Here is an 18,633-nt window from a genome sequence, read left to right as displayed (position 1 = left end):
ATCAACTCGTTATGATTTTTGTGTATGTCTAGGACCTGTATATCTCACACGAGGTCTAAATAATTTATTGTTTTCATGCTGTTCAATTACATGGGCGCTTAATCCAACTGTTCTTGAAGAAAAGAAGATCGGTGTGTATAAACCGATGGGTATACCAAGCATCCAATAAACAGGAGCTGCATAGTAATCTAGATTTGGGTAGAGTCCTTTTTCTCTTTGAATAAGGGCTTCACCAGCTTCACACATGCGTAGCAATCGATCATCACCAGCTGCCTCAGATAGTTCAGCTAATGCTTCTTTCATAATTAAGGCGCGCGGGTCCATTTTTTTCATATAGACGCGATGACCAAATCCCATGATTTTTTCTTTTTGTTTTAATTTATTAGCAAGTAAGGTTTCAAACTCTTCAGGCGTATTTGCATCAAGCAGCATATACATTACCGCTTCATTTGCACCTCCATGTAAATGCCCTTTTAATGAGGCAACAGCACCGGTCAACGCGCCATACATATCTGATAATGTCGAGGCAATCACTCGAGCAGTGAAAGTCGAATTTGGCATTTCATGTTCAGAATAGAGTACGAGCGATTGATCGAATACGCGCTCTTCTAGAGCTGATGGTTCCTTGCCGGTAATCATATAAAGAAAATTAGCACTGTAAGAAAGCGTTTCTTTTGGACGTAAGACTTCTTTACCTTCAAGGATACGATAACTATTCGCTACAATCGTTGGTAGTTTGGCGAGCAATTGGTACCCTCTTTGTCGATTTGCTTCTGGATTTCGATTACCTAAATCATGATCAAATCCACCTAAAACAGAGATTCCCGTTCTTAAAGCATCCATTGGGTGAGTGGATGTAGGCAGTAGTTTAAATACATCTAACACCACCTCAGGAATATCATAGGACTCACTTAGTTGCTGCGCTAGAGCTTGACGCTCTTCATCTTTAGGTAATGTTCCCTTTAAAAGCAAGTGAACAATGTCTAAATACCCATTTGTTTTTGATAACTCGATTAAGTCGTACCCATGAATAACAATTTCTCCTTGTTCTGTATCAAGAAAAGACAAATCTGTTTCTGCTGCAATTACACCATCAAGACCAGGATAGTAGCTTTGTTCTGTTGCCATTTCATCCCTCCGCTGCTGATTTAATTTCTAATGCATACTTTAGATAAAGCGCTTTCACTTTGAAGCTTATGTACACCTCCAAATTCTTATAGAATTCGCTCTCCTTTTTAGATTACCACAATTCAAAAAGACTCGGCAATATTCATTTCATTTTCACAGTTTAGAATTCAAAAAAAAGAAGAGCCATCAAGGCGTCTCCTCTTCATCCTTAGGTAACTCCGTTAATTCTGTCCAGTCCACTTGTAATAAGCCGTTCTCAACGTCCTTGGACTCAATTAAAAGCGTTTTTCTACCTTTTAGTTGCCCGACAATTTCCTTACCTGTTTCATATAACCATTGGTAAATATCTGTGGTGCCAATACCAGTTGGCTCTTTTTCAAACGCTACTCTTCTAATCCTTAATTCTAAACGTTCTTTTTCGTCAATATAGAAAAAAACAACGGCATACATCGCATTATCAAGTGATTGATAAGCCGTTAATGAGTCCTCCCGCCAATTCGGCTCTGAACTAATTTCATTATGATCGATTCGTTTTTTTAAACCCTCATCCATTGCTCTCACATCCTTTTAAGTGCTTTACCCTTTTTCTTTAAGTTATACACATTGTCAAATATCCTAAAAAAATTTACACTACAAGTAGACACCTAAGGGAAAAGAGGATGATCGTATGCGTTTAGATGAAGATGCCTTAATTGTTACATTAAGTAAAGCAGGCACAATTCGCGGAGCTTCGCGAGATCTATACATATCACAACCGGCAATTAGTCAGCGCTTGAAACAAATTGAGGAACGATGGGGAGAACCTTTGTTTATTCGAACACATAAATCATTAATTCCTACTCCTGTTGGTGAAGAATTAATTGCGTACTCTAAAAAGCGCCTCTCTGATGAACGGCAACTGCAAGATCGTTTGAGTGAATTAACTGGAACCGTTCGCGGGACCTTGTCACTAGCAGTATCTTCAGTCATTGCGCAATATTATTTACCTCAATTACTTCGTTCTTATATGGAAACGTATCCAAATGTTCGAATTGACCTTCAAACCGGATTAAGTTCAGCGATGTATAAAGAAAGACATCATGTTCATCTCTCCATTTTACGTGGAGAAGTTGATGATACCGATTCATTAACGAAGTTATTTTCTGAGAAACTGTATTATGTCACCAAAAAAAATAGCCCATCTACGCAAACATTAATTGAATTTCAAAGTGATCAGGCATTTCATTCTCAATTAGAAACATGGTTTCAAACAACAAGCTTCCCTTCACCGACCCAAACGATAAAAGTCGATCAAATCGAGACGTGCAAACAATTAATGTACAACGGAATTGGTGCCTGTATTTTACCAGAGATTGCAACCAATGATATCTCTACAGAGGAATGTCTATTCATTCCGATTGAAGTTGATGACGCTTTCCTTGAGCGTGATACGTGGGTTCATTGTCATATGAAGTATGCGAACCTTCCGCAAGTTCAAGCCTTTCTTACATTACTAAACCAAGCACCTTCAATAAAGTAAAAAATCATATAATAAAAGCTCAAGAAGAGCATCCTCTTCTTGAGCTTCATTTTCAATTATTCTTCCCAAACCTTGACTTCTTGCATCACATCACCTTGATTAATGCGATACACGCTGTCAAGTCCTTCAACTACTTGTCCAAAAACAGTGTGAACTCCATCTAAATGTGGTTGTGGTTCATGCACTACGAAGAACTGGCTTCCACCTGTATCTTTGCCTGCATGAGCCATTGAAAGAGATCCAGCAACGTGTTTATGAGGGTTGCCAGCTGTTTCACATTTAATTGTGTAACCAGGGCCACCAGTTCCATTCCCGTTAGGATCTCCACCTTGTGCAACAAAACCTGGGATTACTCGATGGAATGTTAACCCATCGTAGAAACCTTTGTTCGCTAGTGTTTCGAAATTTTCAACATGACCTGGTGCAGCGTCATCGTAAAATTCAATAATCAATTTTTCTCCGTTTTCAAACTGAATGCTACCTTTTTTCATTTTAAAAACCTCACTCTCACTAAGTATCGCGCTTTCACGCTTTTCCCATTGTACACAAAACGAGATTAATTCTCAAATGAGACTGTTTCCTTCATTTTGTAAGGCAGGTCTAATCGAGTTAAATCATCATACGTTTCACGCTTAATCACTAACTGAGTTTCGCCATTTTCGACAAAAACAACTGCCGGCCTCGGAATTCGATTGTAGTTATTTGCCATTGAATAACCGTAGGCTCCCGTACAAAACATTGCAAGCAAATCTCCATGCTTTACTTCGGGCAGCGGCAAGTCCCAAACGAGCATATCTCCACTTTCACAACATTTACCCGCAACCGCGAATTCATCTGTTGCTATGTCAGTAGCTCGATTGGCTAAAATGCCTTCATACTTTGCATCATATAGCGCAGGTCTAAGATTGTCGCTCATTCCGCCATCCACAGACAAGTACCGTCTTACATTCGGAATATCTTTTGTTGAACCAATCGTGTACAACGTTGTTCCTGCATCCCCAACAAGGGATCTACCTGGTTCAATCCAAATCTCTGGTTCATCAATCTTTAAACGAGCAACATGTTTTTTTGTCTCTTTAATAATTTCATTGACGTACGTTTTTGGTTGTAAAGGCTTGTCCCCTTCCACATAACGAATGCCAAAACCACCGCCAAAGTTCAGAACAAGTGGCTTAAAGTTAAATGCTTCATTCCATTGTTCGACATAATTAAAGACTTTTTCGATCGCTAAAACAAAGCCCTCTGTTTCAAAAATTTGTGACCCAATATGACTGTGGACACCAAGCACATGTAAATGGTCACTATCGAGTGCTTGCTTTAATCCGATTGTTGCCTGTCCATTCGCTAAGTCAAATCCAAATTTGGAATCTTCTTGACCTGTTGTAATGAATTCATGCGTATGTGCTTCTACTCCAGGAGTTAGACGCAGAAGAACAGGTACCGTTATTTGCCTCGCTGAAGCAATTTCTTCTAATAAGTCAAGTTCATAAAAGTTATCTACAACTACACAGCCAATCTTTTCTGAGACGGCCATATTTAGCTCTTCCTTACTTTTATTGTTACCGTGAAAATGAATTTTTTCTGGAGCAACGCCCGCCTTTAGTGCAGTATGTAGTTCTCCACCTGAAACAACATCAATACTCAACCCAAGGTTCTGAGCAAGTTGATACATTGCTACGCAACTAAAGGCTTTACTCGCATACGCCACTTGATGGGCTACGCCAGCTTCCTCAAAGGCTGTCTTGAATGCATCGGCTCTCTCTTTAATTAAAGCAACGTCGTACACAAATAAAGGTGTTTGGTAATTGGTCGCTAGGTTGACCGTGTCAACTCCACCAATTTCTAAATGACCGTCTCCATTTACTCTCATGGTCCCGTGAAAAAACACGTTGCTCACTCCTTCAATCTACAGCTGAAAAAAAGTAGCTTGTGGCGAAGCCATTCAGCTACTTTTTCACATTTTTCAATTAGTGTATCAAAAACTAGCTGATTTGACCACTATTGATTCTTAGGTGCTTGTTTAATTTTATCAATTGGATGGACAATACTTGGTCGCCACCTCACAGTTGGTACGCTTGTCCGTACAAGGATCTGATACAGTGCCGGTGGATCAAATGGAAGGAATGGCCACATATATGGTTTGTTAAGTGGTGCTAATTTAACAAGAGAGAAAAACAAGAGCGTCAGCGATAGAACAAAGCCAAGCGGTCCAAAAAAGGCAACAGCCAAAATTAAAACATACCTAGCCATTCGGAGAGCAACCCCAAGCTCATAACTTGGCGTGGCAAACATACCAATCGACCCAAGGGCAACATATAAGATGACTTCTGCTGTAAAATAGCCAACTTCAATCGCCATTTCCCCAATTAATAAAGCAGCAACTAAACCTAAAGCAGTTGCAAGTGGTGAAGGGGTATGTATGGCTGCCATCCTTAATAATTCAATCCCCGCTTCGGCAAAAACAATTTGAAGGGCAATCGGAATATTTTTATTCTCATTTACTCCAACAAAATCAAGTGCTGGAGGAAGTAACTCTTGGTGATTAGCAAGCAAAAGCCAAAATGGAACAATTAACAAAGAAAATAAAATCCCTACAAAACGCATCCATCGTAAAAATGTTCCCACAGCTGCTGCTTGCCTATATTCTTCAGCGTGTTGAACATGATGAAATAGTGTTGTTGGTGTAATAACAACCGAAGGAGAGGTATCAATAATAAGAACAATATGCCCTTCAAAGATATGTGTCGCAGCAACATCTGGTCTTTCTGTGTAGCGAACAAGCGGAAAAGGATTAACGCCTTGTTTAACAATGTATTCTTCCACAACCTTATCAGCCATCGTTAAGCCATCGACATTTATTGATGAAAGTTCTTTTTTTACAATATCAACAAGACCTGGGTCTGCAATTCCTTCAATATAACAAACACAAACATCCGTCTTTGAACGAACGCCCACTTGCATAATTTCTTGCCGTAATCGTTCATCACGAATTCGCCTTCTTGTTAATCCCGTATTAAAGATAATATTCTCCGTGTATCCATCTCGAGAACCGCGTACAACACGCTCGGTATCTGGTTCCTCTGGTCCACGACCTGGATAAGATCGGACATCGGCAATAAGTGCTCTTGCTGTACCATCTACCAGGACAAAAATTAACCCTGATAGTACTTGGGTAATAGCATTGTCCATAGAGTCGGTTTCTTCTACTTGAATATGGGCAATATGATTTTTAACGGCTAAAAAAGGGTCTTCCGCTCTTCGAAGGCGACTTTCAGTTTCCATCAATTCGCGCAGTATTTCGATGATATATAAATTATCTACAAGACCAGTTAAATAGTAGATCTGAATTTCTTTATTAAAAATCTTAAGTTTACGGACGCCAACATCAAACGATTTTTCCAAGCCTAAACGTTCTGTTAAAATCGCTTCATTTTCTGCAAGATTTTTGCTAAATGTCATCGGTTTCGAAGGATCTTTCAAGATAGCCACTCCTTTCAAGAATACTCGCTATTGCTTTTTTTGTTATTGGTGCCCCTCTTTTCACATCATCGAATCGAGCCATCTTACCAATATCACCAATACCAACGACAAAAGGGATATTTAACTCGTCAAGGATTGAAACAGTATCTCCATTAATTCTCCCGATTTCAAGTTCTTGCAAGCCTTCTTTATCAACACCATATGCTGTTCTTTCACCAAACCGGTCAATACACAGGTCAACATGGGTCCATTCCCGTGCATGTGTTTGAGAAGCAACTGCCACAGCTCCAATAACGTTAATCTCGTTATGATGCGCAAGAAAGGTCATTGCCTCTTCACCTGGCCCTTTTTCTCGAATCCCACAATCATCAAACATGATTAGAATTGGAACATGAGGGGCTCTTAAAATACAAGCTGCCAGCTCTTCTTTATCAATCGTCGATGGATTTCCATAAGAAGCACTTATAACACGACAATCTAATTCTGATGCAACTAATTCAAGTACTTTTTTCGTTGCTAAGTCTCCATCTGTCACAAAAATTACTTGATGCACTTAAGCAACCCCCTTTGGTTTAAAAAGCACTGCCGCTCCAACGCTAAATAATATAGAAAAAACAATAGTTATTGATGCGATCTCAAAAACACCATCGGTAATAAAAAAGAGACCATTCGTTCCACCTTCCATTGCGCCATGCACAAGAGAATAACCAAATCCCGTCAATGGAACGGTTGCACCTGCTCCAGCAAGCGCAATTAAATGTTCATACAGCCCAAAGCCATCTAACACGACACCAACAAGAACCAAAACAATCAGCATTGAAATAGGAGTTAATTTCACGATATCAAGCAACAATTGCCCAAATAAACAAATGGCACCACCGATTAAAAAAGCGTATAAAAGGTCCATTACAGCTTTCTCCTTTCTAATACAATGGCATGTGCAATTGCTGGAATTGTCTTCTTTTGTTGTACGGTAATGGAACTTAGCAAAGCTCCAGTTGCGATAACCATTACTTTTTTTAGTGAACCTGCTAGCATTTCATTCATAATGTGACCAAATATGACAGAGGCTGAACATCCAGCGCCACTTCCACCTGCGAAAGCTTTTTGGTCGTTCCCATAAATCATGACGCCGCAATCCTCGTAGCCCTTGCTCAATAACACATCTTGTTCTCTGAGCAATTTCCGGAATATCTCACTACCGGATTTGCCTAAATCACCAGTTACAATTAAGTCAAAGTCATTGACTGACTGGTCTGTTTTATTTAGGAAGGCCATTGTTGTCTCAGCTGCGGCAGGAGCCATAGCTGCCCCTAGCTGATGTGGATTGGAAAGACCGAAATCTACTACACGTCCAATGGTTGCGCCTGTTACTTGAATAGGGCTTTTTCGTTTACTTAAAACAAGAGCACCTGCACCTGTAACCGTTGTTTGAGCGTTCTCTTGCTTTTGAAAAGCAAATTCAGTTGGATAGCGAAACTGCTTTTCACAAACTCCGTAGTGGCTGCTTGCTGCACAAAGAACACGATCAGCAAAACCACCATTTATCCAAACTGAACCTAACAAGAGGGTTTCGATTGACGTTGCACAGGCTGAGTAACTTCCTAAAAAAGGAAGCTTCAGTTCAGTTGCGACATAACTTGATACGGTTGTTTGATTGTTTAAATCACCTGCAATAAATAAATCAATCGCATCCGCTGTGATATGCTTTTTTTCCAAACATTGTTTAACGGCCATACGCATTAATGCCTGCTCTGCAAGCTCCCAACTTTTTTCACCACATCTTAAATCGTCATAATGGTAATCGAATGATCGGCCAAGAGGTCCTCTACCCTCTTTAGGACCTACTGCAGTACCGCTTGATTCTACGTAAACGGGCTCTGAGAAGTGCAAGACCCGATGCATAAGCCCCATAGTAATCCTCCTTTCTTAATGAAGCAGCATCTGAATAAACAAGCGCGAAAAGCTAACGATATATGCTGCTCCTATGCCGACCATAAGAATAGGACCAACTAACCGAAACAAATTAGAACCAACTCCAATTAAGATGCCTTCTGTTCGGTACTCCAAAGCTGTAGACGTCATCGCATTCACGAAACCTGTAATAGGTACAAGCAATCCAGCTCCAAAAAGCTGGGCACCTTTTTTAAATAAGCCTAAAACCGTGGCCAGAGCAGCTAATCCGATCAACGTTATTATCATAAAGCTGGTTGCTCTTTGATCACTTAATAGAAAATAATGCTGATAGCCCTTAAAAATAAGTTGTCCAAGAAAACATATAAAACCACCAGAAAGAAACGAAAGAAATCCATTTTTTAAGACTCTATTTTTCGGCTTATATAATGTGATATTTTCTTTGTATAATAAAGCCTTTCGCTCATTTGTCATGATAGCCCCCAAGATCATTCATCTCTTGTAGTATGGTGCATTTCATTTTGTTCAATGCGTGTTTAAACAAAAAAAGACTTTTCAAGTTGAAAAGTCTTTTTAAAACGGCAATAGCTATTGAGTTTCAGACATTGTTTCTTTCATTTGCTCTAAAATTTTCTTTTCTAAACGTGATACTTGCACCTGCGAAATGCCGAGTCGAGTAGCCACTTCTGATTGGGTTTGATCTTTGTAATAACGAAGATAGACAATTAATCGCTCACGTTCCCCTAAATCACGAATTGCTTCCTTTAAAGCGATTTTATCGAACCACTTAATTTGTGTATGATCGGCAATCTGGTCCAATAACGTAATTGGATCTCCGTCATTTTCATAGACCGTCTCATGAATGGATGTTAAACTTCTGTTTGCATCACTGGCAAATACGACTTCCTCGGGCGATACATCAAGATGCAATGCAATTTCATTTACAGTTGGTGTTCGTCTTAACTCTTTTGTTAATTCATCTTTTGTTTTACGTATTTTATTACTCAGCTCTTTAATAGAACGACTCACTTTTACAGTGCCGTCATCTCTTAAAAATCGCTGAATCTCCCCAATAATCATAGGGACTGCATAAGTCGAGAATTTCACATCGTACGACAAGTCAAATTTATCAACCGATTTTATTAAGCCAATACAGCCTATCTGGAACAAATCTTCCGCTTCATAACCACGGTTCATAAAGCGCTGGACAACAGACCAGACCAAACGAGTGTTTTTATTTACGATTAGATCGCGAGCCTCAGTATCACCTTGCTGACTTTTAAGAATTAAGTCCTTAACCTCGCCATCAGTCAATGTTTTTTTATTGTTTTTTTTCAGCTCTGCGCTCATCAGTAAGACCCCTCATCTGCACACGGCCTTTGTTGTAGTAAGCTGCTTTTTTACATAAACGGTTGTCCCAATTAACGGTTCTGAAACAATCTTCATATCCTGACTAAAATTCTCCATAATTGTGAAACCCATTCCCGAACGCTCCAGCTCTGGTTTTGATGTATACAATGGCTGCCTTGCTTCATCAACATCAGAGATTCCAATGCCTTCGTCTCGGATAATTAATTCAATTTCATTTTCTCGTATCGCTGCTGAAATAAAAACTTGTCCACTTGAATCATTTTCATAACCATGAATAATTGAGTTTGTTACAGCTTCGGATACAATTGTCTTAATTTCGGTCAACTCTTCCATTGTTGGATCAAGCTGAGCGATAAATGCGCCGACTGTAACACGAGCAAACGATTCATTCTCACTTTTTGCACTAAAAGCTAGTTCCATTTTATTAGTCATTGTTTATGCCACCCCCAAATTTTGCAGAGCAAAGCTTTCATTTTCTTCAAAACGAATAATTTTGAATAAGCCTGACATCTCGAACAGTCTCTCCACTGATGGCGATATCGCACAAACAATCATCTCTCCACCATTTGCTTTCACTTGCTTATAGCGGCCTAGTATCACACCTAATCCTGAACTATCCATAAACGATAATTTTTCAAGGTTCAATACGATGTGTGTTGTGTGAGCAATTAATGCTTCCACTCTTGCTCTTAATTCTTTTGCTGCATGATGATCCAATTCACCTTCTAAACGAATTAAAAGTACATGACCTCTTTGTTCCAATTCCATCTGTAAACTCATGAAGGCACCTCCGTCTAATTTTTCTATCGCTTAGATTCCATCTTTACTAAGAAAAATCCTTGCATATGACAAAACTAGTGGTAAAAAGTGCAAACTTCTTTTTATCATTTATTTTCCAGCAAAAGTAGACAAAGATCGCTTAAATAACTCCCACCAAGATGCGGTTTCAATTGTTTCAGCAGCGGTTAGGTCTGTTTTGATTAAAGTTTCACCTTGTTTTTCTACTAAAAGATGTCCAACAACATCGCCTTTTTGAACAGGTGCCTGTAAGTCTTTATTCAATTGGATAGTTACTTCTGCTTCATCAACATTCTCGCCTTTTTTAATAAGCACCGAAACTTGTTCTGGAACAACTGCTTGTACAGTCTTTTCTTGACCTTTCGTTACGTGCGCTTCGCCAAGAATATCGCCTCTTTCATAAAGCTTGTTTGTTGAGTAATGGGCGTAAGCATAATCAAGTAATGAAGAAATATCTGCATTACGATCTTTTGGTGTTGGTGCACCCATCACTACGGCAATCACGCGCATTCCATTTTTGTTAGCAGTCGCCGTTAGACCATATTTAGCCTCTTGGGTAAATCCCGTTTTTAATCCATCTACCCCCGGATAAAAGCGGACTAATTTATTCGTATTAACAAGCCAGAACTCTTTATCCGTCCCTTTCCGTAAATAGTCCTCATAGATGCCTGTGTAAGAAGTGATATTTTCATACTTAAGCAATTCTTTTGCTATCACAGCAAGGTCATGTGCGGAAGTAAAGTGATTGGCTACCGGTAAGCCATTTGTGTTTTGAAAAGTGGTATTCTCCAAATTAAGTTCTGCTGCCTTATCGTTCATCAATTTCACAAATTCTTCTTCAGAACCACCAATATGCTCCGCCATTGCAACAGCAGCATCATTACCAGATGCAACTGCAATTGCTTTTAATAAATCGTCTACACTCATTTGTTCGCCAGGTTCTAGGAAGACTTGCGAACCACCCATTGACGCTGCATACTCACTAACGGTTACCATGTCTTCATACTTTAATTTTCCTTCGTCAATCGCTTCCATAATTAATAACATGGTCATGATTTTGGTCATACTTGCTGGAGGGAGCGCTTTGTTGCTATTTTTTTCATAGAGTACTTCTCCAGTATCTCGTTCAATGACTATCGCAGACAGTGCTTTTTCTGCTAGGTTTACCTCTGTTCCCTCGGTCGCATACGCTGGTTTCACTATTAATCCAATTAGTAAAGAGATCATTAAAACTATTAAAAGAAGCTTTCTTTTCATCTGCTTATCCTCCATTGTTCCATTATGTAAAAAACTATTCGCTATTCTTACCATTTACACATTGATCTATACATAAAAATAAAAAAGCGTACGTCATGTACGCTTCATTTCAAGCCATTTGTTTGAAAAAGCTCTGGAACTGTTACAAACGTGTATCCTTCGCTTTTTAGCGTTTCAATTTTTGTTTGAATGTCTGCTATAGAGTCATGCTTCCCTTCATGGAAAAGCATAATCGTTCCATTCTCAAGTCTATCAATTTCTTCACGACTAGCATAATCAGCATCCCAGCCTATAAGATGATAGTGATTATTCGCTAACCATTTCTTTGCCTTAATCGGAATCAACCCATATGGGGCACGCACCATATCCGTACGAATACCGACTGCTTTAGCTAACAAATCATCTGTTTTAGAAATTTCCTCTTTTATCTCACTAATCGTTAATTCGGTTAAATTCTGATGAGTGAAGGAATGATTTCCAATCCGATGACCATCAGCTACCATACGCTTAATCGTTGATTCATTTCCTTCAATTTGGTTGCCAACTACAAAAAATGTTGCTTTCACATGTAATTCTTTTAATAAGTCTAACAATGTATCTGTCTCATTTTGAATTGGCCCGTCATTGAAAGTAAGCGCAACAACATGTTTATGATGCTTCATGCCTTTGGATTGTAATCTCCCTTCAGCACCTGATGAGATGGACGATCGTGCATATATGGAGTCCTTTTCATACTGTCTGTGATGGTCCATTCCTTGCGCTGCGTTTGGTTCACCATTTTTTCGATGAAGTGCCTGACTGCTCTCAGGCTGTGTATAAGAACAACCAAGAACAGGAAGTATTAAACAACACGATAAAAAAACATAGGTTAAACGTTTCATTCTAAAAGCCTCACTTTTACCATAAGTGCTTTTAGTATATGGATGAATTAAGCCTTTATACTAAAAAAACAGGCCTCAATGGCCTGTTTGCTTAAAACGTTTTTATTTCTTGTTTTTGATTTTGCTCATCAAAAATAATGAGTCGGCTAGGTTGATTTGTTTCAGCTATTTTCATGCCAGCCTCAATTGCAGAAGACTGTTTATCAAACTCCTCAAAAGGAGCAACGTTTTCGACTTTTAAAAACCAAGTTGTAGCATCTTTATTAGGTGTAACCGTGTACTCTTTCATGCTATCTCTCCTTTATCTGTTTCTACATATCATATACCCTGTTAGTAGAAAACAAAACATAAAGGACACTTACCTTGTTACATTTTTCTTTATAAAAAAAGCAAGTATTAAACTAACAAAAGCAACACAAGTCGCGACGATAAATGAATTGTTTACACCTTGAATCATAGCTTCGCTGTTTTCTGTGGAAGTAGAAGCCGTCATCACAGACACCAAGATTGCTGTGCCAATGGACCCTGATACTTGACGCATTGTGTTGTTCATTGCTGTCCCATGTGGAATTAATTCTCTTGGTAGGACATTTAATCCCGCTGTTGTGACTGGCATTAGAACAAGGGATAAACCAAACATTCGAACCGCATAAACAATTGTTAAATAAGTGAGACTCGTGTCTGTTGTTAAGTTTGTATATAAAAGCGAAGAAACAAAAATGAGCGTTAAGCCAATAATCGCTAAGCTTCTGGCTCCTATTTTATCAAAAATTCGTCCAGTTATTGGAGACATAATCCCCATTAGAACCGCGCCAGGCAAAATGGTTAAACCTGTCTCAAAAGCACTATACCCTTGCATATTTTGCATAAAAATTGGCAGGATCGTTGCTGGTCCAACGAGCGAAACGAAGACCAACATTCCAATTACAGTTGTCAATGAAAAAACAGGGTATGTAAATACACGAAACTCTAATACTGGTTGTGGTAAGCGCAACTGACGCTTAATAAATAGGAACAGTGATAATACACCAATTAGTAGTGGAATAAAAACAAGTGGGCTTCCCCAGCTCGCCTGACCTGCATTAGAAAAAGCAAATAGTAATCCTCCAAAACCAAGTGTTGAGAGAATAATCGACAGGCTGTCTAATTTAGGATGACGTAACGTTGTCACATTTCTCATGACAAAGATAGCAGCAATAATATCGAACACTACGATGGGCATAAGGATCCAGAAAAGAATGCTCCAATGATACGATTCAACGAGCCAACCAGACAAGGTCGGACCAATTGCAGGGGCAAATGAAATGACTAAACCAACCATCCCCATGGCTGTCCCTCTTTTTTCTTTTGGAAAGATTAACAGAAAAACGGTCTGCATTAATGGCATCATAATACCTGCACCTGACGCTTGAACAACCCGACCAATGAGAAGCATACTGAATGATGGAGAGATAGCACAAATAAGTGTACCAATCCCAAACATAATCATTGCCGTGAGAAAGAGCGATCGTGCCGTAAATTTTTCAATTAAAAAAGCCGTTATTGGAATCATTATTCCATTAACTAGCATAAAAATAGTTGTTACCCATTGCGCCTCATTTTCATTAATCTCTAAATCAGTCATTAAGTGCGGGAGCGCAGTAGTAAGTAACGTTTGATTTAATATGGCAACAAATGCCCCGATTAACAAAACGGCAATAAGAGGCTTCTTATTAAATTGAGGAATTTCTTCTCTTGTTTCGTCCATTCCAAAACCTTCTTTTCATTGGCTATTCAACTATACTAATCCTCTCATTATATCGATCAAGATCTTTATCTGTCAAAACGTTTCTTTCGAGACACGAAAAAAAAGTTTGTGCAAAGAGCACAAACTTTTTTTGTTAAACAGTTGATTCATTTACTTCTTTTATAATTTCATGAGGCTTCAACTTTGTTAAATTTTTCTTCATGATGTTGACTTTTCTTATAGCAAACTGCCGGGAGAATTCAGAGGTTTGATCTGGTGAACCAGTAAGATGTATGGAATCCCAATTACGTTGTTTTGCATTTTTTTCTATTTTTTGCGCGATCTTCTTAAACCACCTCTGCTGATTTGCGTCAAACCGATCTGCATATTGCTCACGATGTAATGCCGCACCAGCTTCCGCCTGTGGTTTAGCACCAACATATTCTTTCCAGTCTTCCGTATCAACATCCCAACTAAACTGCTTTTCCTCCATGACTTCCCCTAAGCTTGTTTCAACAAGATGTACATCCGTCTTCTTGATCATCACAATGCCAGACAACGGGTATTTCGTTGTTAGATGCTCAAGTTGATCAACTACGGGATTTTGTTCCCACCTAAAGTCATTTTCAACAGGGACCTGAAGTTTTTTTAGGTGACATTCACCGCTTGAAGAGCCAATAAAAACAACGCTTATAGGCATGTTTGTTGCTAGTTCTTTTATTTGGTTTTCTGCTTCTTTTTTTAATCGTTTAAAGGCAGCTAACTGCGGCCCATTGTCGCTAACTTCCAAGTATTCTTCTAGCTTTTTCAGCCCATTCTTTAACCGGATTTTCCATTCGCCTTTTTGTTGATCTACGCTTGTAATTGATGTACGTAAATAAATTGACAAACAGCCATCTTCACAATGAATTTGCTTAAATCGCTTAATCTCATTTGTTAGTGACAATGGTCAGCCTCCTCAGTTATTCTGCTTTTGCCGTTAATTTAACTTGAATATTCCCGCGCGTCGCTTTTGAATAGGGGCAAAATTCATGTGCCTTCTCTACGAGCTCCTGAGCTTCTTCCTCAGACACACCTTTCACGACTACTTCAAGCTCTGCTCCAATTTGAAAGCCACCGTCTGAAGGGTCCTTCACTAAAGAAACATGCGCTGTTGTAGTGGATTCGATTTCTTTTTTTGCATTTGACGCCATTAAATTTAAAGCGCCATCAAAACAGGAAGCATACCCTGCCGCAAATAACTGTTCAGGATTCGTTCCCTCTTTCTTAGAACCTGGTTTGACCAAGTTCAAATCTACGTTTGCATCATCTGACTTAACTGAACCTTCACGTCCACCTTTTGCCGTTGCGCTTGATGTATATACGATATCTGCCATTTGTAAAACACTCCTTCTATCAATCTACTTACATGGAGTGTATAGACGTTCACATCTGTTATTAAACCTTTTTTATATGTTTTATTTTCGACAATAGAGGAATACTAGGTTTAAATTCCAATGAAAAGGTAGTGATTAAAAATGGACAACCACGTGAAGGAACAAATACTTAAAGTGATGAAGGATCATAAAATTGGCTCGCTAGCAACGGTTAAAGGCAACAAACCCCATGCTCGCTACATGAGCTTTTACCATGATGGCTTTACCCTCTTCTCACCAACATATAAAGATACGTATAAAGCAGAAGAAATTGAGGCAAATCCTAATGTTCATGTGTTGCTTGGCTATACTGGTGAAGGCTATGAAGATGCGTTTATTGAGTTCCAAGGTAAAGCCGTAATTAAAGATGATATCCAGCTTAAAGAAAAGTATTGGAGCGATTCACTCAGTCATTACTTTAAAGGCCCAGAAGACCCTTCCTTTATCTTTTTAGAGCTTAAGCCAACCACCATTCGCTTAATGAACAAAGGTGATAACACCCCCTACGATATCTCGTTTGATTGAGTCTATTCAAAAGAATGATCTTTATACACAAAAAAACCCGCCAAAATTGGCGGGTTTTTTTATACAGGATAAATCTCTTTATAAATAAGCGTTGGTTTAGCGACTTCTTCTTTCACAAGTTTATAGGAATCTAACACTAGTTGCTGTACTTCGCTTACATCTTCGCGATTTGCATGTAAGGTAACGAGCGTGTCTCCTTTTCTAACTTGATCACCCATTTTTTTCTCAAGCACGAGACCGACAGCTAAATCGATCTCATCTTCTTTTGTCGCTCTTCCTGCGCCGAGCTGCATTGCAGCCACACCTAATTGATTAGCGGCAATCTCACTGATGTAACCTTCTTCTTCTGCCTTCACTTCAATTTGAAATTTAGCAGTAGGATAAAGAGACTCATCATCGACAATGGCTGCATCCCCACCCTGTGTTTGAATGAACGTTTTTAATACATCAACGGCTTGTCCACTATCTATAATTTCCTCTAGTTTTGCGCGGGCAGCTTTAACTGAATCAGCTTTCTTAGCTAAATAAACCATATGACTTCCAAGAACTAAGCATAGTTCTCTTACATCTGCTGGACCTTCTCCTTTAAGAATATCAACAGCCTCTTTAATCTCAAGCGCGTTCCCTACAGCAAGCCCTAGTGGCTGATTCATATCAGATATAACGGCCATTGTTTTTCTACCAACTTTTGTACCAATTTCAACCATTGCCTGAGCAAGCTCAACCGAATCATCAAGTGTCTTCATAAAAGCACCGGATCCTGTTTTGACATCAAGAACGATCGCATCTGCCCCAGACGCTATTTTTTTACTCATAATCGAACTAGCGATTAAAGCAGTGGAATTTACTGTACCAGTCACATCTCTAAGTGCATATAACTTCTTGTCGGCTGGCGTTAAATTTCCTGTTTGCCCTGCTACAGCTATTAAATTTTTATTGACATGATCAATAAACTCGTCTGTTGACATATCACATGAAAAGCCTGGAATCGCTTCTAGTTTATCAATTGTTCCACCTGTATGACCAAGTCCTCTACCTGACATTTTCGCAACAGGGACGCCCGCAGCGGCAACCAGTGGTGCAAGCGCAATGGTTGTTTTATCACCCACACCACCAGTTGAATGCTTGTCCGCTTTAATACCTGCGATTGAGGATAAATCAATTTGATCACCTGAATGAGCCATCGCTAGCGTGAGTTCAGCTCGCTCGGCTTGGTTCATATCTTGAAAATAAATAGCCATTGCCAAAGCCGACGCTTGATAATCAGGGATTTTCCCGTCAGTATACTGTTCTACAAACCACCAGATTTCATTTTTGTTAAGTTCTTTTCCATCTCTTTTTTTCTCAATAATATCAACCATTCTCATCGTGCAGCACGCTCCCGTAATTAATCAGTAATCACTCTATTTCTTCTTTAGTTCGTTTAAAAAGCTTAAACCATGATCAGGCATCTTCACAGCAAAATTATCAGCAATCGTCGCCCCAACATCTGCGAAAGTCATTCTCGTTCCAAGGTCCACGGATTGAAGAGACTTACTATAAACGATCAATGGAACAAGCTCTCTTGTATGATCAGTCCCAGAGTGGGTTGGATCATTCCCATGATCTGCTGTAATAACAAGCAAATCTCGTTCCCCAATTTGATCAATAATTTCTGGTAATTGTTTGTCAAAGCGTATAATAGCATCTCCGTATCCTTTGACATCACGACGATGGCCATACAATGCATCAAAATCGACTAGGTTTAAGAAACAAAGACCTGTGAAGTCTTCTTGTAATTGCTCTACTAATTTTTCCATCCCATCATCATTTGAAACCGTTCGTATTGATTGAGTGACTCCTTCACCATCATAAATATCAGAAATCTTCCCTAATGCAATTGAGGCAAACCCAGCATCTTCAAGTTCATTCATCACCGTCTTGCCAAAAGGCTTTAACGCGTAATCATGCCTATTTGCAGTGCGTTTCCAGCCACTTTCTTCTCCGATAAATGGCCTTGCGATAATTCTACCCACCATATATTTGGGATCCAGTGTCAACTCACGAGCTTTCTCACAGATTTGATAAAGCTCCTCAATTGGAACGATCTCTTCATGCGCCGCGATTTGCAGAACTGAATCTGCAGACGTATAGACTATTAAGTCTCCAGTTTCCACATGCTTCTGACCTAATTCATCAAGAATCTCAGTACCTGAAGCTACTTTATTCCCTAGAATCCCTCTTCCTGTCATCTGCTTAAGTTCATCTAATAATTCATCAGGAAAACCATGTGGAAATACGCTGAAAGGCTCCTCAATTAATAATCCCATTAGTTCCCAATGTCCTGTCATCGTATCTTTTCCGACTGAGGCTTCCTGCATAATGCCATAACTCGCAAGTGGTGCTTGATGATCAGCGACACCTTTTAGAGGCGCGATATGACCCAATCCTAAGCTTTCAAGTTGCGGAACTTCTAAGCCATTAAAAGCATCGGCAATGGAACCTAGCGTATTTGTGCCTTCATCTCCAAATTCTTTTGCATCTGGAGCAGCTCCAATCCCTACTGAATCCATTACAATGACAAATACTCGATCAAATAATCGTGACATACAAATTACTCCTTCATTTTCAATCTTTTTC

General features: G+C 39.3%; 22 protein-coding genes. 2 read left to right on the top strand and 20 right to left on the bottom strand.

Going from position 1 to position 18,633, the window contains the following annotated elements:
- Nucleotides 1–9: 9 nt before the first annotated feature.
- Nucleotides 10–1,128 (bottom strand): citrate synthase, encoded by a 1,119-nt coding sequence (gene mmgD / locus JOC54_RS07190; RefSeq protein WP_204465361.1) that lies wholly within the window; start codon nt 1,126–1,128, stop codon nt 10–12.
- Nucleotides 1,129–1,314: 186 nt separating this feature from the next.
- Nucleotides 1,315–1,680 carry a hypothetical protein gene (locus JOC54_RS07185; RefSeq protein ID WP_204465360.1) on the bottom strand — a complete coding sequence of 122 codons (366 nt, stop codon included), beginning with the start codon at nt 1,678–1,680 and terminating at the stop codon, nt 1,315–1,317.
- 115 nt (nt 1,681–1,795) lie between these two features.
- On the opposite strand from JOC54_RS07185, the gene JOC54_RS07180 reads away from it, so the two are divergent.
- Nucleotides 1,796–2,647 (top strand): LysR family transcriptional regulator, encoded by an 852-nt coding sequence (locus JOC54_RS07180; RefSeq protein WP_204465359.1) that lies wholly within the window; start codon nt 1,796–1,798, stop codon nt 2,645–2,647.
- Nucleotides 2,648–2,703: 56 nt separating this feature from the next.
- On the opposite strand, the gene JOC54_RS07175 is transcribed toward JOC54_RS07180, so the two are convergent.
- The 16 genes from JOC54_RS07175 to JOC54_RS07100 all read right to left on the bottom strand — a co-directional run bounded on the left by JOC54_RS07175 (nt 2,704) and on the right by JOC54_RS07100 (nt 15,450).
- Nucleotides 2,704–3,138 (bottom strand): peptidylprolyl isomerase, encoded by a 435-nt coding sequence (locus JOC54_RS07175; RefSeq protein ID WP_035418397.1) that lies wholly within the window; start codon nt 3,136–3,138, stop codon nt 2,704–2,706.
- Nucleotides 3,139–3,203: 65 nt separating this feature from the next.
- A complete protein-coding gene (gene lysA / locus JOC54_RS07170; RefSeq protein ID WP_204465358.1) occupies nt 3,204–4,535 on the bottom strand; it encodes a diaminopimelate decarboxylase in 1,332 nt (443 codons plus the stop codon).
- Nucleotides 4,536–4,645: 110 nt separating this feature from the next.
- Nucleotides 4,646–6,106 (bottom strand): spore germination protein, encoded by a 1,461-nt coding sequence (locus JOC54_RS07165; RefSeq protein ID WP_204465445.1) that lies wholly within the window; start codon nt 6,104–6,106, stop codon nt 4,646–4,648.
- Nucleotides 6,096–6,680 (bottom strand): stage V sporulation protein SpoVABEA, encoded by a 585-nt coding sequence (gene spoVAEA / locus JOC54_RS07160; protein WP_204465356.1) that lies wholly within the window; start codon nt 6,678–6,680, stop codon nt 6,096–6,098. The genes JOC54_RS07165 and spoVAEA overlap by 11 nt, the downstream gene beginning before the upstream one ends.
- Complete coding sequence (gene spoVAE / locus JOC54_RS07155; protein ID WP_035418393.1) at nt 6,681–7,034, bottom strand: stage V sporulation protein AE; 354 nt, start codon at nt 7,032–7,034, stop codon at nt 6,681–6,683.
- Nucleotides 7,034–8,041, bottom strand: coding sequence for a stage V sporulation protein AD (spoVAD, locus tag JOC54_RS07150; protein ID WP_204465354.1), 1,008 nt, complete (start codon nt 8,039–8,041; stop codon nt 7,034–7,036). Before spoVAD ends, spoVAE begins: the two co-directional genes overlap by 1 nt.
- Before the next feature lie 15 nt (nt 8,042–8,056).
- Nucleotides 8,057–8,515, bottom strand: coding sequence for a stage V sporulation protein AC (gene spoVAC, locus JOC54_RS07145; protein ID WP_204465353.1), 459 nt, complete (start codon nt 8,513–8,515; stop codon nt 8,057–8,059).
- Nucleotides 8,516–8,629: 114 nt separating this feature from the next.
- Nucleotides 8,630–9,391 carry an RNA polymerase sporulation sigma factor SigF gene (sigF, locus tag JOC54_RS07140; RefSeq protein ID WP_204465352.1) on the bottom strand — a complete coding sequence of 254 codons (762 nt, stop codon included), beginning with the start codon at nt 9,389–9,391 and terminating at the stop codon, nt 8,630–8,632.
- 12 nt (nt 9,392–9,403) lie between these two features.
- Nucleotides 9,404–9,844, bottom strand: coding sequence for an anti-sigma F factor (spoIIAB, locus tag JOC54_RS07135; protein WP_035418392.1), 441 nt, complete (start codon nt 9,842–9,844; stop codon nt 9,404–9,406).
- Between the two features lie 3 nt (nt 9,845–9,847).
- Complete coding sequence (spoIIAA, locus tag JOC54_RS07130) at nt 9,848–10,192, bottom strand: anti-sigma F factor antagonist (RefSeq protein WP_035418390.1); 345 nt, start codon at nt 10,190–10,192, stop codon at nt 9,848–9,850.
- A gap of 108 nt (nt 10,193–10,300) precedes the next feature.
- Nucleotides 10,301–11,467, bottom strand: a complete 1,167-nt coding sequence (locus JOC54_RS07125) for a D-alanyl-D-alanine carboxypeptidase family protein (protein ID WP_204465351.1) — start codon at nt 11,465–11,467, stop codon at nt 10,301–10,303.
- A 104-nt stretch (nt 11,468–11,571) separates the two neighbouring features.
- Nucleotides 11,572–12,348 carry a polysaccharide deacetylase family protein gene (locus JOC54_RS07120; protein WP_204465350.1) on the bottom strand — a complete coding sequence of 259 codons (777 nt, stop codon included), beginning with the start codon at nt 12,346–12,348 and terminating at the stop codon, nt 11,572–11,574.
- A gap of 91 nt (nt 12,349–12,439) precedes the next feature.
- The gene (locus tag JOC54_RS07115) at nt 12,440–12,637 is read right to left on the bottom strand and encodes a DUF2188 domain-containing protein (protein ID WP_054793989.1); all 198 of its coding nucleotides are present in this window, start codon (nt 12,635–12,637) and stop codon (nt 12,440–12,442) included.
- A gap of 69 nt (nt 12,638–12,706) precedes the next feature.
- The gene (locus JOC54_RS07110) at nt 12,707–14,095 is read right to left on the bottom strand and encodes an MDR family MFS transporter (protein WP_204465349.1); all 1,389 of its coding nucleotides are present in this window, start codon (nt 14,093–14,095) and stop codon (nt 12,707–12,709) included.
- Nucleotides 14,096–14,228: 133 nt separating this feature from the next.
- On the bottom strand, nt 14,229–15,020 hold the full coding sequence (locus JOC54_RS07105) for a VLRF1 family aeRF1-type release factor (protein WP_204465347.1): 792 nt from the start codon (nt 15,018–15,020) through the stop codon (nt 14,229–14,231).
- Nucleotides 15,021–15,036: 16 nt separating this feature from the next.
- Complete coding sequence (locus JOC54_RS07100) at nt 15,037–15,450, bottom strand: organic hydroperoxide resistance protein (protein WP_035418383.1); 414 nt, start codon at nt 15,448–15,450, stop codon at nt 15,037–15,039.
- Between the two features lie 141 nt (nt 15,451–15,591).
- Between JOC54_RS07100 and JOC54_RS07095 the strand changes: the two genes are divergently transcribed.
- Nucleotides 15,592–16,014, top strand: coding sequence for a pyridoxamine 5'-phosphate oxidase family protein (locus JOC54_RS07095; protein ID WP_204465345.1), 423 nt, complete (start codon nt 15,592–15,594; stop codon nt 16,012–16,014).
- A gap of 59 nt (nt 16,015–16,073) precedes the next feature.
- Here JOC54_RS07095 and JOC54_RS07090 read toward each other — a convergent pair whose 3' ends face one another.
- Both JOC54_RS07090 and deoB read right to left on the bottom strand, forming a co-directional pair.
- Nucleotides 16,074–17,381 carry a pyrimidine-nucleoside phosphorylase gene (locus JOC54_RS07090; RefSeq protein ID WP_204465343.1) on the bottom strand — a complete coding sequence of 436 codons (1,308 nt, stop codon included), beginning with the start codon at nt 17,379–17,381 and terminating at the stop codon, nt 16,074–16,076.
- Nucleotides 17,382–17,417: 36 nt separating this feature from the next.
- On the bottom strand, nt 17,418–18,602 hold the full coding sequence (gene deoB, locus JOC54_RS07085) for a phosphopentomutase (protein WP_035418379.1): 1,185 nt from the start codon (nt 18,600–18,602) through the stop codon (nt 17,418–17,420).
- Nucleotides 18,603–18,633 lie beyond the last annotated feature (31 nt).

It is taken from the genome of Shouchella xiaoxiensis (genome assembly GCF_016907895.1).
Lineage (GTDB): Bacteria > Bacillota > Bacilli > Bacillales > Bacillaceae_D > Shouchella > Shouchella xiaoxiensis.
Note: the sequence above shows the minus strand (reverse complement) of the source record. Positions and strands in the feature narration are given on the sequence as shown.